This is a genomic window from Microbulbifer mixtoriginis (SeqCode), assembly GCF_052467945.1.
The window spans coordinates 3,133,220-3,147,738 of sequence record NZ_CP174328.1 but is presented as its reverse complement, the minus strand read 5'-3'; the positions used below and the strand labels follow the sequence as shown (position 1 = coordinate 3,147,738).

The window sequence follows — 14,519 nt, the reverse complement described above, 5'->3', positions numbered from 1 at the left end:
CAGTAAAGAGGAAAATGTTGTGAGGTGGATTGCTTGTTGTATTTATGGTGTGTTCTTAACTTATCCCCTAGTGCTAAACGCGGAGTCCTATGTTTATAGAGATATTGCTCTAGAGGTCCCTGATGGTTGGTCGATACGCAGAGAATATAATGACTATGTGGGAATAGAATTTTGCCAGAATGATACAGGCAATGTGATGGGGTTTTTTCTGAGGAAAGGGTTGCTGGTTAATGGAGGAGACCCCAGTGTGTTCTTAAAAATGCACCCATTGGAGCATCCAGTTTCTTCGGTACAGATTGGCAAATATTCAGGTTACTTTGTCACTTTTACATCGGAAGAAAAGTGTTCGGCAAATTGGTTTTTGGGGGATGGGAGCGATCTACTGATTGCGTCCTATCAAGGTGACTGTCATTCAGTGGACTTTACTCCAGTGATTAAGTTAATTGAATCTATCGAGCCTTAAATAGATGTAGTCGATTAATGATGATTCTGCTGGTTTTATAGGTCCAATTACTAAAATGAGAATCGCGCTTTTTTCAGCTGTAGTTTCGCCTATGGATAATAACCCCGAACTTTTACAGGTGGGATATCTAGATAGCGTTGAGGTCATGAACAGAAAATTTGTTTTTAACCTTATTCTATCGGTTAAACGCATAGAGACTGTGGATAGCTAGAAATTTTAAATGGTTAGGCGGTAAAGGCAGAGAGGATAATGTGGATAAATACCGGGTAAACTGGAATTTTCCTACCAATATTTGGGTTGGTCCCGGCCGGATATCAGATCTTGCCAAAGCCTGCTCTGATCTCAATATGCAGCACCCCTTACTGGTAACGGATCCCGGTATTGCAGGCATACCACTGCTTCAACGCGCATTGGTGCCTTGTAAGGAATACGGCCTGGAGGTGGAGATTTTCTCCTCAATCAAGGGGAATCCCAATGGTGAGAATATTGATAGTGGTGTCGAGCTGTTACGAGATAAAAATTGCGACGGCGTAATCGCCTTCGGTGGTGGTTCAGCCATAGATGCCGGTAAGGCGATTGCCCTAATGGCCGGGCAGCGTCGTCCCATTTGGGATTTTGAAGATATTGGAGATAACTATAAGCGGGTTGACCTCGACGGCATGCTCCCAGTAATTGCCGTGCCTACAACCGCGGGCACTGGCTCGGAAGTTGGGCGGGTGGCGGTCATAACCGATGAGCAGGCGAAGGTAAAACGCCTGATATTTCACCCCAAACTATTGCCGGATATCGTCATACTGGATGCCGAACTGACTCTGGATCTTCCCCCCCAGATTACTGCAGCCACTGGCATGGATGCACTCTCGCATAACCTGGAAGCTTATTATTCCCCCATTTACCACCCCATGGCAGAGGGCATCGCACTACAGGGGATGCGTCTGATTAAGAATTATTTGCCCCGTGCTTACATGATTGGCACTGAGTTGAAAGCCCGTCAACAGATGTTGGTAGCCTCCTGTATGGGAGCCACCGCATTTCAGCGTGGCTTGGGAGCTATTCATGCCCTGGCACATCCGCTCGGTGCCCTATATGACAAGCACCACGGTTTACTCAACGCCATATTGATGCCCTATGTGCTTGTAGCCAACCGGCCTGCTATAGAGGTTCCCATGGGGCAGTTGGCCCTCTCACTGCAATTGACCGGCAAAGATAGGTTCGAGAGCGGTTTCGATGCCGTGCTGAATTGGATTCTCGGTCTGCGTCAGCAATTAAATATTCCCCACACTCTGGTTGAAATCGGTATCAAAGCCGAAGACGCCGATAGAATCGCTCATATGGCTGCGGCAGATCCCTCGGCAGCCAGTAATCCTATGTCGTTTAGTACAGTGAAATATCGCGATATTTTCCTGCGTGCTTGCCAGGGTAGTGTCACACTGTAAGAGTTTCCCTCTATGAGTCGACAGAAGAGTAACCATCAATAGAACATTCCATAGGAATTCGTTATGCGCGGTATTTTTACTCTGTTTATTCTTCTGGCAGCCACCCTCGGATATGCCCAGGATTCTCCTAATATACGAACCGCTATTTTTGCTGGAGGCTGTTTCTGGTGTATGGAACCGCCGTATGACAAAGTGAATGGCGTGCTGGAAACCACCTCAGGTTACAGCGGTGGTCATGTAAAGAACCCCTCCTATGATCAGGTCTCTGCTGGTGGCACCGGCCATGCCGAGGTGGTGCAAGTTAAATATGATGCAAACAAAGTGAGTTATTCCGAGTTACTCAATATTTTTTGGCACAACGTGGACCCCTTTGATGCCGGTGGCCAGTTTTGTGACCGGGGCGACCAGTACCGTGCTGAGATCTTTTACGGTAATGAAGAAGAGAAGAAGCTGGCCGAAGAGAGTAAAAAGAAAGTAGAGGCTGAGTTGGGTAAGAAAGTTGTCACCCAGATAAAGCCTGCCGCTACTTTTTATCCTGCAGAGGCTTACCACCAGGATTATTATCAGCGCAATCCCCTACGCTATAAATACTATCGCTTTCGCTGCGGGCGGGATCAGCGGCTTGAGGAAGTTTGGGGTAAAGGAAAAGGTAAGAGCAAGAGCTGAAGAGTTTGGGGTGTTTTTTGATCTCTTAAATAGAGGTGCCCTTAAGCGAATAAGTCTGCTGACTAGGATAATTCAGATGTGGTAAACGGCATGGGGAACACAGAATCTGGCAGGTTGCAAGAAGGGGAGGTAATGGGCACTGCAGCAGGATTCCCCGTTCTTTATCGCTATATGGCTGCAGATAAATCCAAACCTCTAATGGTATTTGTGCCGGGTAACTCTCACTTGGCACGTATCTTTTATGGCTGCCCCGAGGCCAGGGAAGAAGACTTTATCAGTTATTGGGTTCATCGTTCAGGCCACCCCTTCCTTGCTATATCCTTCCCCATCGCCAATAAGGCCTTTGAGGGATATTACCCCAATTTCACCATCGCAGACTGGGGTAAGCAGGTCGCGGAAGTAATTGACAAGATTGTCTCTGAGAATAGATTGCAGCAAGAGGTGATCGTCTGTGGCTGGAGTATGGGATGCAAGATTGCCGGAGCTCTTGGGAGGGAAGCGATTGGTAAGTGCTTCTCAATAGTGATGTTTGTTGCCATGTCGGGAGATCCCGCTGTTCCAGGCTTCTTGCCAAAAGCAAATGCTGAAAATATCGCTATGACACCAGAAGGGCTGGCAAACCGGGAGAGCTTATACCCCTGGTTTTTTCAGGCACTGGAAGATCAAAGTACCTATAACGGCCATACTATTCTCCCAAAAGATATTTATCGGCAGAGGATCCTGGGGGCCACCCCTGTGGGATTGATTGGCACGGGCCTGATGTATAAGAATGGCCAGTTTGTGGAAGACTTAGAATGGAGCCTTAAGTCCGCGAACACTTTCAATTATGACGACTATCCTTTTCCTGTAATTATTCATGGTAATTCGATATCTGATGCGGAAAATGTATTACTGAATACCTCTAACTGGGCGTTTATTAGAAATAGAGTGCTTATTAAGAGGGTGCTTGGAGATAATGCATTGAAGGACCTCTCTTCTAGTCATTGGGAGTGTCTTCAAGAACAAGTTGAATGTTCTGGTAGCCACTTTTCAATATCTCTTCCCGGGGGACACTTCTTTTTTTTGGGGGAGCTCGGTGCCAAGTCAGTGGTGAAAAGCATATTTAAATTATTGCTACGGACTAATAATACTCCACTATTATACGGTCATAAGTTATAGGGTTTGTAATACATGTTATAAGGCGATGTAGTAGTGGAATTTTGCTGATAGGTATTGCAGGATATATTATCAGGAGATAATCTTAGACTGTAGCTATTTAAAATAAATACAGTCTAAGGGTGGGTGTAATCAATGAGTTGAAGCAGTATAATTTATATCAAATATAATTTATTTTGTCCTTTAGCAGATTTTTTAAATGCTCCACAAATTGCTCTCTCTGAGTCTGTGTTGTATTCACGCAACCAATAATTAATCCAGACTTGGCTGGTTGATTTGCGTAGGATAGGGAAAGCGCTGAACTCCCATATCCATTCTGGTTGAGTTTTTGTGCAAGTTTGATGTCATTAAAGCCTGGTGTACTAATAACAACATACATAGATGCACTGCTTCTAATTAGCTTAACACTTGGTTCGAGTTTATTTGTGATTAATTCGCAAAAATGCTTCCATTTATCCCGATAATGTTTTTGCATTTTTCGCACATGTCTCACAAAGTGTCCTTCGGCAATAAAGTCAGCTATTACTGCTTGATAAAGTAGTGTTGAAGGTCCGGAGAGTGTGGCTTTTGTATATGTGAAAGAAGATACTACGGGCTTAGGTACTACAAGATAGCCTAAGCGTAAATTTGGTTTTAATACACGATTAAAACTACCGATAAATATCACTGGGCTGTTTTCACGCATTCCTTGTAAAGCCGCTATCGGCTTTTCTCCAAATGAAAACACACTATTAGATTCATCTTCTAATATCCAGCAATTAGATTTTTCTGCCCAGTCTAAGAGCTTGTCTCTTTCATAAGGTGGAATAACGCCACCCATTGGGTGTTGATGAGTTGGACTTGTATAGATTAATTTTGCTTCTATATTGGCTTGTAAAACTTTGCTTACATCCAATCGATTTGCATCTAAGTCTATAAAATTTATTTTTGCATTTTTGGCTTCAAAAGCGATTCTTGCACCTCTGTAGCATGGGTTTTCAATAATTACATGGTCAGCATGATTTAATATGGTTTGAGCGCAAATGTTTAAGGCTTCCTGCCTCCCGTTTGTGATAATGATTTGATCTGGGTTGCAGCGAACGCCCCGAGATAAAAGTAAATATTCTGCAAGTCTCTCTCTTAAAGGGAGATATCCAATTGGATCACCATATCCGCTAATGGAAATCCTATCTTGATGTTGTCGATATATTTTATTCCAAATAGAAAAAGGGAAAGCTCTTAAATCTGGCATGCCTGGAGAAAATGGGAGGGTTGGTGGCCAGCGTGCCATAAGAGAAGATTGAGATTTTAACATCTCACAATAGTTTGATAACACTGGAAGGTCATTGTTGTTATTGCCACTCTCACTGACTAAATTTGACTTGTTTGAATCTATTACACAATGTGGTAGATGATAAGAAACAAAAATCCCTTTTCCTGCTTCACTAAAAAGAAATCCTTCATTTTTTAATTGTTCTATTACTTGCGTGACAGTATTTCGGCTGATTTGTAAACATTCAGACATTCTTCTGGATGAAGGGAGTTTTACTCCAGGTGATAGACGCCCATTAATTATTCGTGCCATTAAGGCATTATAGAGTTGCTTCTGAAGAGGTTTATCTCGATTTAGGATTAAGTCAGAAAAATCTGGGGCACTCACCGTAGGTACCATTAAATAAAATTAAATTTATAGGAGAATGATAATTTTCAAGTTTAATTTCATCTGTTTGATCTAGGTTGTGTGAGGCTTTACATGCTGCATTATTGTACAATTTTTTTAAATTAGGATGGTATGTGTAAATTTAAGAGATCTATTATTGGTTCAATAATGTTTGATGGTTAAATCTTATTGCACTTCCTTTCAGATATGATTGGGGATATGGAGTGTTATCATTCAGTATAGATTACAGAGTTTATTTTTTTTCATAAATTAGTTTGCCAAGTTTACCACCTTAGAAAACCTTTCAGCGGGTGGTACCATGATTTTTTCTAAACTGGACCTTACTTTTTTTGTTTGTAATTGATTTAATTGTCTTATTTGTTGTTGAATTTTGTTTCGGTATTATTATGGCAAGGTGTTTTAATGTAAGTGAAGCGGTTTAACTTTTAGTTGTTTATTTAGGAGTGCAAGATATTTCCCTATATTAAAGTTAGGTGACTTATTGGGGCGGGCTTATAGTGTGAGAAAAACTTATATAGTCGAGATGCGCCCATTTGCGAATAGTGCAATATATAATTTTTATGTATTGACTTGTTTTGGGGCAGGCAAAGTTTTATAAAGTGCAATCACATATAATTCTGTGCGATAAGTTGATGCGGTTGTTGATGTCTAGAAGTTTATAATTGCGGTATTATGCTCTTTAAATAACGCTTAAATATTTTAGCTTGATAAGGTTTAAAGTTTTCTTTATTGGGTGAGCAACAGTTTTGTATTGGGTAGGGGTGTGAATTTCACCGCTGTTAAGGTGAGTGAAAACCGTTGTTAAGAGGTATCAGTAATAATATCCTGGCTGGTGGTTTTTAATAGTTTTATTATGTTTGTTTTTATGGTAAGTGCCAGATTAAGGTTGAAAATTTCGGGGAACTATCCTTGTTTTTTTAAAAGCTTCGATAGGTATTCAACGAACTGTTGTCGTTGAAGGTGAGTCGTATTGGCACATCCTAATATTAGACCAGATGCTTTTGATTTGTTAGCGTCAGATAGAGACAATGGGGCACTCCCGAAACCTCTCTGGTTAAGTTTTTCATGCAAATAGGTATCATCATGTCCTGGAGTTTTTATAACTACAAACATAGCAGCACTGCTTTTAATAAGTTTTACATCTGGCTCTAGATGAATATGAATTAGCTGACAGAAGTGTTCCCACTTTTCTTGATAGTTTATTTGCATTCTGCGAATGTGCCGCACATAGTGCCCATCATTAATAAAGTCGGCTAACACTGCTTGCTGGAGCTGGTTACATGGTCCTGATAGTATGGACTTAATATCTACAAAAGAGGGTACAACAGACTTTGGTACTATAAGATAGCCCAAACGGAAGCTTGGCAAAAGTGTACGGCTAAAACTGCCAATAAATATAACAGGAGTGTGTTTCTTCATGCCTTGTAGGGCGGCTATAGGCTTTTCTTCAAATGAAAATATACCGTTGGCTTCATCTTCTAATATCCAACACTTCGATTTTTCAGCCCAATTGAGTAGCTTGCTTCTTTCTTGAAGTGGGATAACCCCACCCATAGGGTGTTGATAAGTCGCTGTTGTATAAATGAGTCTTGCTTGTTTGTTTTCTCTGACTACTTGATCTATATCCAGTCGGTTTTCATTTAATTCAACCAAATTTACGGTTGCATTCTTTGCGTGAAAAGCAAATCTAGCCCCTCCATAGCCAGGATTTTCCATTAAAACTCTATCGCCACTATTAAGTATTGTTTGGGCACATATATTTAAAGCTTCTTGTCTTCCGTTAGTGATGATGATCTGCTCAGCTGTACAACGAACACCCCGTGAGGCCAGTAAATGTTGTGCTAGCCTTTCTCTTAATGCTAAGTATCCTTGTGGATCTCCATACCCGCTAATTGGTATTCTATCTTGGTGTTGTCGATATATTTTATTCCAGATAGCAAAGGGAAATAACTTTAAATCTGGCACACCTGGTGAGAAAGGAAGAAGAGTGGGCCAGCGCGACTTAAGTTTAGAGTGAGATTTTATTGTCTCACTATAATCTGAAAGTGGTGGTAAGGAGAACTCTGGATTATTCTCGCTCAGAGTAGAATTTTCGGCTGTTTCAATTGTGCAGAAAGCTAAGTTACTGGAGACATAAATAGCTTTACCTGCCTTGCTAACAAGGAATCCCTCTTTTTTTAATTGTTCTATCACTTGGATAACGGTATTTCTACTGATATTCAGGCTCTCAGACAGTCTTCGTGAAGAGGGCAGCTTTGTACCCTTGGTAAGTCGCCCATTCACTATCCAATCTATCAGTATTTGATAGAGCTGCTTTTGAAGGGGGCGATTTCGATCAAGAGATAGGTCAAAAAGGTCTGGAGCACTCACTACCTGCACCAAGAAGTATTCAAACTTAAATTCTATTATTTTTTTGTATTATATCTACATCGTGTCATCAAATGATTATTTGCTTAAACTTCTTTAAAAATTACAAAGCAAAAAATTGATGGATTTCACAGATTTGAACTGTGATGTATCAATACGACAAAAGGTTTCATTTGAAACTACATTGTTTTGTTAATTTATTGTACTTAAAGGTTTACTTTCAAGATTAAAAATCCTTGTTTCTGGCACCATGGTTTTTTCGAAACTGGACCTTACTTTTGTTTAGCTTATTTGGCTAAATTTAAATGGGAATTTGCTCTAATTTAAATGTAAAAAATCTCTTAAGAGGTCTAAATAAATGAAAATTATGAAACGGGTAGGCTTATGTGCAGGTGTTGCCCTAGCTGTTGCTTACCAGTCTGCCAGCGCAGCAGAGCTAACTGGCGCTTGTTATGACTATGCTTCAAGAGAACCTACCTCAGCTGTAAAGCTTGATGGTCAAGCGATAGGAATGGTTGTTGCCCACAATGTAATAAACACAACGCTTGGCGCTTCTAACTTTCCAATATTAAAAAGCTTGTATCCAGTTGTTTATGGTTCAATAACTGGGGGGTTTGTCACTGAAACCACAGACGGTGCAGATCCACAGCTTGTTGGTTGCTTGCAGCAATTCAATAATAGGATCTCTGATCTGGAATCGGCCTTTGTTGAAGCTGATCTTAACGAGCTAAAATCAATTTTATCATCTTCAAAACAAAATATTATTGATTTGGGCAACTTATCTTACCACAATGAGGCTGCAGATGCTTATCAACAGCTGGCAGTAAAATTAGGGGGCACAATAAAAAATACACTGGATGAAGTGTATGCAGAAAGCCCAGTAGTAACTAAAGCTAAGTATGATTCTTTAGTTTACAATGTTGCGCCAGCTTTTGTTTCCATTATTCAAATGGAATTGTTGCACAGAAGAGAATTTAATCGTTTCTGTTTTAGCCAGGAAGTTTATCCAACCTGGAATGGTATAGATAGCGATGAACTCGTTGATCTTGAATTACTAAAAACAATTAAGTATGACACTTCAGAATTTATTGATTCTTATTTAACTACCCCAGAGGGTTCCGTAGCGAACTGTAATGCAGACTTTAATACTTTTTTAACTTTTGACCGGGTAATCGGTGACGAGTTTGACTCATACAAAGCGGTACTGGAAATGCTTGGTATTTTCATTACTGAAAGTACAAAAATACCGGGTATGATTTCTGCAGCTGTAGATGTATATAATTCAGAATTGGGCGCCTACAGAGAGCTAATGCTAACCGATTGTGATAGTCGTTATAAATATTCAGATAATTATTATAGCCACTCTTATACAGCTGCGGGTTCAAGCTTATGTGAGGGTGCTCGAAATCACCATTTAGCAGATATTACTCCCGAGGGAGTATATGCAAGTGAGGATAGGTATCCAGCTGAAGCAGAAAGAAACCATATTCTTCATAATTTGGCAGCGGTTGTAGACTCTTGGGACTGGTATAGTCACGCGAGTCCAGAGGCCGTGGCCCAACTAGATGAAGATACAATGCGATTCTATGAAGCTTTTGAGGTGCCAACCTATAGTGGTGTGAGACTGAAACATTTAGATACTGATTTATGTGTCGGTTCAGATGCAAAAGCACAGTATACTTGCGATGTCAGTAAAAATGTTTTTATGTTCCGTCCATTTGAAGATGGATTTAAAATAACTCGGATATCTGATAACAGGAATTTTAAAGACAAAGGTGAAGACTCTGATGGTTTTGTTATTCGGTCTGGAGAAGGGTTGGACTCCAAGTGGATAGCCGAAAAAGAAGGTGCTTGGGGCTTAGACCCTTATCCTAATTTTATTAATGCGAGTACAGGAAGATGTTTAGCACTTGATGATAATGCCAGTCTCACAGCGGTTAATTGTGATGAAATTGAAGGTGATTTTTGGGAGGTTGATGGAGTCGATATCCCTGATACCCATTCTTTAGTCAGTATGCGACATACCGGAAAAGGAAAGTGCATTAACATTGTTGGTGCAACTGTAAGCTGTGATATAGACTCGGTTATCTATCAAATTCTTCCATACAACGGCGGCTATCGTGTGTCGCATAATGGATTGAATTTGATAAATATGGAAGGTACTGGGATCTTATTTTCCCCTGCGATAGGAGATATTGCTACTTGGGATTTTTCAGACTGGAATGGTGATGGTGTTTTTGGTTTGCAAAATCGTGATACCGGAAGGTGCCTTCACTACCTGTTGGGAAGTCTAGTTGCCGCTAGCTGTCATCTTGATACAGCAGTAAGAGAATTATTTGCATTTGATATTGTAGATTTACCGAATTCCTCAAATGCCGAGAGAATCTATCTAAAGGATAATACATCGACTGTTGGTAGATGTATGGGTAAAAGATATACTGCAAACGCGGGAACGGGTCAGACTGCCTATTTCAATGGATCGTGTAGTCTGACAGACATGGCACTCGTAAAATATAATGGTGGTTACATGATCTATGATATCACTAATGACAAGTATATCGAAGACAGTAACGATACCGACATTCTTAAATATCAACAGTTAGTGCCAAGCAGTGTGCCGAGTGACTCTACCACCTGGGATTTTCTTGGTCCATATAACTATTCTGGGGTTAACCATTTCAGTATTAGGAATAGAGCTACAGGTGAATGCTTGAAAACAGTATCGCTGAGTACTATGCCTAGTGTTCGCGCTCTTTCAAAAGTAGACTGTAGTGATACTACTGCGTCAAGAATTTGGACCCTTCATGATATTGGAGAATAAGAACTAAAAAGCTCTAATAAAAACGCCCGCTTTAGCGGGCGTTTTTATAGATAGGATTGTCTGGAATTCCATCTGGTCTTGGTTTCGAATAATAAGTGCAATTGGTAAGGGAGGGCCTAGTTGATAGAATCGTCACCTCTCCCAACCAAGAGATCGGCTCTGATGAGCTGAAATCAACTGAGTAAGAACGAGCGATACCAGGTTTACAGCCTAAGAAAAGCTGGACACTCCCAGAAAGTAATAGAAAACCTCTTGATGAGGTACCCTCTGACGATCAGTTGAGAGCTATGAGGCAATACTGGATTGCGAGGATATCGCCTAGGGCAAGCACACAAGTTTGAGGAGCTAAGAAGCCTGCAAGCGTATAAGGCACGGAAAGTGATTGGTGTTGTGTGGCAATAAATAGACAGCCTAACTCGGAAAGAGTTAAATCTTCAGCAGACAGCCATCTATTTAAAGAGATATAGCGGTGTGTCATTACATCAGGAGAGGATCTACCAGTTGATTTATTTAGACCATAAAAATGGTGGATACTTATTTTATGGCAAGTAATGTAGAACTGCGTGCCTGCTTACATTAACGAGAGCGCTCGGGTACTTCGGTATAGTAGCCTCATTCCCAGACCTCTTTCCAGTTGGGTTACGGTCTGGCTTTGCCGGTCTAGTACGTGCCAGGCTATTAGCCAGTGCCGTAAAACTGCACACTTTAACAACAGGTAGAAATACTTGCATATCTTCTAGATAGGGTTTCATTGTTTAATTCTTCTAAACACTAATTTAACTTTATGGCTGTTTATCAAAAGGCGGTGTCTGGGGCACTATGCTTGCAGAAAATTAATACTTAATTATCGTGAAGAGGAATCTGACTTGAATAAGGCATTAATTGAAAAAACTGTAATAGCCAGCGAGCGTTGGAAGTCATTTTTCAACCAAGGAAATGCAGAAGGCTGCGCTTCTATGTACGAAAAAGATGCGCAAATGATGGCCAAGCCATTTGGGCTATTCCAGGGGCGGGAGCAGATACAGGCTTTTTGGGAAAACCTTGTGGCTCAGGGGTTCTCGGATGTGACTTATCTGGATACAAAAATCGAGGCAGTAGATGACACTTCAACCGTACTTTCCAGCAACTGGAGAATGAATAACGCGCAAGGGGTAATTACACGGGAGCTCTGGGTTCTCCAGGAGGACGGTACTATGCGCCTGCGTGAGGACCATTTTGAAGCCTTGGACAAAAATGCGAAGTGAAAGGATATAACATGAACGAATATTGGAATAGTTTTACCCGGGAAAAAACTGACGAACAGTACAATCCGACTCTGTGGAATCATCGTTTGCCGCCAGAAAAATTGTTACCAGCTCATGTAGAATTCACAGAGAGTCACAGCTCCAATTACCGACAGGCGATCAAAGGTGGACTGCAAACAGTTAGTTTTGGGGAAGGGGAATTATCAGGCTCAATGGATATTTTTAGGCCTGAGAATGTTGCTGAAGATGCACCCATAGTCATTTATATCCACGGAGGTTGGTGGCAATGGTTCTCAAAAGAGCAGTTTTCTTTCCTGGCTGAGCCTTTTAATAGAAAAGGGATTGCTGTTTATATGCCTGGTTATCGTATGGCCCAGGATTGGAATAATGGCGTGCCTATGGAGTCCATAGTAAAACAGACACAGTATGCAATGGCTAAGGTACTTAAAGAGGCAGAGCTGAGAGGTACGTCTGCAGTTTACCTGGTGGGGCACTCGGCAGGTGGTCAGTTAGTAGGGATGTTACATCAGACAGATTGGAGCCAGTTTGATATTTCAAAATCTACGCAGGATAAGTTCAAAGGCGCATTTTCTCTGGCTGGGCTTTTCGATATCCGTCCACTGGTGAATAGCTTTGTCAATGACACGATTAATATGTCAATGGAGTCGGCGGAGAAGGTAAGCCCACAGTTAATGCCGCTAAGAGAAGGTAGAAAGCTCTGTCCACTACATTTGATAGTACCTGAATTTGATACCCCTGAGTTTTTTCGTCAGACAAAGGAGTATCAAGAAAAGCTATTAAAGTCCGGAAATCCCTGTCATTTTATCATTGCAAATAATCGTGATCATCTTGATTTGCTTGAAAGATTAGTTGTCGAAGATGATGAGGTGCTAAGTTATCTCTTGAATCATATTTTGGTTTAGTTTTAAAGTTAGGGTATGGCAAGTAATGTCCATGTCTTCCTTTCTAAACTGTATTTAAAATTTTGAAATAAATTGTAGAGAAATCCTAGGTGGGGTGTCTTTTAAATAAATAGCTTAATTTTTCTAACTTGGTTTCAAGTAATAAAGATAAGCCTCTATTGACAACCAAGTTGTATGGCTCAGAGTTTGTCTGTTTTTTTAATATAGAAATGCTGTGCTCAGCTTTAACAAGCTTTTAATTTTTTATGGGCATGTTTTCGATATTGAGTTTTTTATGCAGGTCTTTGGTTAAGTTTTTTGATTTCTTTAATAGTTTTTTTGTGTAAATAAGTTATGCGGATAAAAGGGTGGAGAGCCGCGAATGGACGCTTATCAGTTTAGCCAAGATTAAGTCTGATTGATGATTAGTGTTTTGTGTTATCTTTTCTATAAATATCTACAAGTATCAATATATAAAATAAAGGAATCAGTGTGAGTGTCGCCAAGTGCAATGCTAATATATCATTTTCTTTACTGATAGGGCTCACTGAAAATACAATTATCTCCAGGATGAAAAACAAGATAAACAATAGATGTTTATCCAGCTTAGATATGGATTCAAACACCTTGAAACCAAGCAGCCAGTAACGCCAGGATTTGTATTTTAAGGCATCAAAAAGATAATAAAGGCCACAGGTTAAGCTCACTAAAGTTGTGAGTAGTAGCTCAAACACCCAGGCCGGGGGCTTGCCAGGGGCTGGGGGCCAAACATTGGTTACTCCAAATTCGGTAAAGGAGAGAATGGCGAATAGTCCGGTAGTTAATAGAACAATAGGGAACCGAAAAACTAATATGACCATACAGATTGCGGCAGAGACTTCGAAAACCCTTTGAATGGGCATAAAAATATTGGCATGCTCTGCAACCCAGGCTAATGCGTTGCGAAACCATAGCGGGGTGTTTCCGTATTCTACATAGGAGTTCACCAGCCCTCTATAGCCCTCTACGGTAAACCAGTTCAGTAAGCTGTCTTCATAAACCTGGAAAATCAACATAACACCTATGGTGATGGTGAACAGGTTAATCCAACGCCCTACCAGCAGATTGGATTGTTCTGTCTGTAAGACTATGCGATATCGGTCTAAAAATTTTGAAAGTATTGCTAGGGCGGCAATGGTGATACTGGATAAAAGGCTGGCTAGAAGTATGTGATTGCCGCCGTTGCGCGACATCAAAAATATCGCAAACAACACGCTAGATGCCACAATCACCCAGAGGCACCAGGACAAAAAGCTTATATCGGGTGCCAGAATACTGCCCAATAGACGCTGGTGATAGGGCGTTGGATGAGATGAGGCTTGATCGGATGGTTTCTGAATGTTTGAGGTGAAGCTACAGCTGCTTACCGCCAAGACTAATGCATATAAAGCCGGTGATAAAAACTCAAAGAACCAGCTATTTTCGCCCATATAAGTAAAGCCCCATAATACTATGAAGCTCACAAACATGAGTAGGGCGCCTAGAGTCATTAATACCCGCAATATTAAGAGTACCCCGGCAAGTAGAATGACAAAATGCAGTGAGTAAGTCAGGCTGGTGATGTGCGGGGTGAAAAATATGGCTAAAGATTGAATAGCTGCGGGGACTTCTTCCGTTCGAATAAGCTGCTCTAATACGGCTGCAAAGGCCTGCGGAGCCATCTCGCCATTCAGGTAGCGCATAATGACCAGTTGGATACAAGCGGCGCCTAAAAAAAGGCTTATCATGGCTAGCCATGCAGTTGGCGAGGTTGCCGCTTTTGTTTG

General features: G+C 41.1%; 10 protein-coding genes. 7 read left to right on the top strand and 3 right to left on the bottom strand.

All coding sequences use genetic code 11. The annotated features are described in order from the left end of the window. The first annotated feature begins 19 nt into the window (after positions 1–19). The 4 genes from ACJJIJ_RS13810 (at position 20) to ACJJIJ_RS13795 (ending at position 3,723) form a co-directional block, all read left to right on the top strand. Positions 20–463 (top strand): hypothetical protein, encoded by a 444-nt coding sequence (locus ACJJIJ_RS13810; protein ID WP_444937647.1) that lies wholly within the window; start codon positions 20–22, stop codon positions 461–463. 251 nt (positions 464–714) lie between these two features. Continuing rightward, positions 715–1,899 (top strand): iron-containing alcohol dehydrogenase, encoded by a 1,185-nt coding sequence (locus ACJJIJ_RS13805; RefSeq protein ID WP_444937646.1) that lies wholly within the window; start codon positions 715–717, stop codon positions 1,897–1,899. Positions 1,900–1,962: 63 nt separating this feature from the next. Next, a complete protein-coding gene (gene msrA, locus ACJJIJ_RS13800) occupies positions 1,963–2,565 on the top strand; it encodes a peptide-methionine (S)-S-oxide reductase MsrA (protein ID WP_444937645.1) in 603 nt (200 codons plus the stop codon). 132 nt (positions 2,566–2,697) lie between these two features. Continuing rightward, on the top strand, positions 2,698–3,723 hold the full coding sequence (locus ACJJIJ_RS13795) for an alpha/beta fold hydrolase (RefSeq protein WP_444937644.1): 1,026 nt from the start codon (positions 2,698–2,700) through the stop codon (positions 3,721–3,723). Between the two features lie 157 nt (positions 3,724–3,880). On the opposite strand, the gene pdxR (ACJJIJ_RS13790) is transcribed toward ACJJIJ_RS13795, so the two are convergent. Both pdxR (ACJJIJ_RS13790) and pdxR (ACJJIJ_RS13785) read right to left on the bottom strand, forming a co-directional pair. After that, the gene (gene pdxR / locus ACJJIJ_RS13790) at positions 3,881–5,359 is read right to left on the bottom strand and encodes a MocR-like pyridoxine biosynthesis transcription factor PdxR (RefSeq protein ID WP_444937643.1); all 1,479 of its coding nucleotides are present in this window, start codon (positions 5,357–5,359) and stop codon (positions 3,881–3,883) included. A 924-nt stretch (positions 5,360–6,283) separates the two neighbouring features. Then, positions 6,284–7,750, bottom strand: coding sequence for a MocR-like pyridoxine biosynthesis transcription factor PdxR (gene pdxR, locus ACJJIJ_RS13785; protein ID WP_444937642.1), 1,467 nt, complete (start codon positions 7,748–7,750; stop codon positions 6,284–6,286). A gap of 355 nt (positions 7,751–8,105) precedes the next feature. Between pdxR (ACJJIJ_RS13785) and ACJJIJ_RS13780 the strand changes: the two genes are divergently transcribed. The 3 genes from ACJJIJ_RS13780 to ACJJIJ_RS13770 all read left to right on the top strand — a co-directional run bounded on the left by ACJJIJ_RS13780 (position 8,106) and on the right by ACJJIJ_RS13770 (position 12,735). Beyond that, the gene (locus ACJJIJ_RS13780; protein WP_444937641.1) at positions 8,106–10,568 is read left to right on the top strand and encodes a ricin-type beta-trefoil lectin domain protein; all 2,463 of its coding nucleotides are present in this window, start codon (positions 8,106–8,108) and stop codon (positions 10,566–10,568) included. Positions 10,569–11,434: 866 nt separating this feature from the next. Beyond that, a complete protein-coding gene (locus ACJJIJ_RS13775) occupies positions 11,435–11,812 on the top strand; it encodes a YybH family protein (RefSeq protein ID WP_444889533.1) in 378 nt (125 codons plus the stop codon). Positions 11,813–11,823: 11 nt separating this feature from the next. Next, entirely contained in the window at positions 11,824–12,735 is a 912-nt protein-coding gene (locus tag ACJJIJ_RS13770; protein ID WP_444937640.1) for an alpha/beta hydrolase, read from the top strand. 404 nt (positions 12,736–13,139) lie between these two features. Here the strand turns inward: ACJJIJ_RS13770 and ACJJIJ_RS13765 are convergent, their stop codons facing one another. Next, entirely contained in the window at positions 13,140–14,480 is a 1,341-nt protein-coding gene (locus ACJJIJ_RS13765) for a hypothetical protein (protein WP_444937639.1), read from the bottom strand. Between the last annotated feature and the right edge of the window lie 39 nt (positions 14,481–14,519).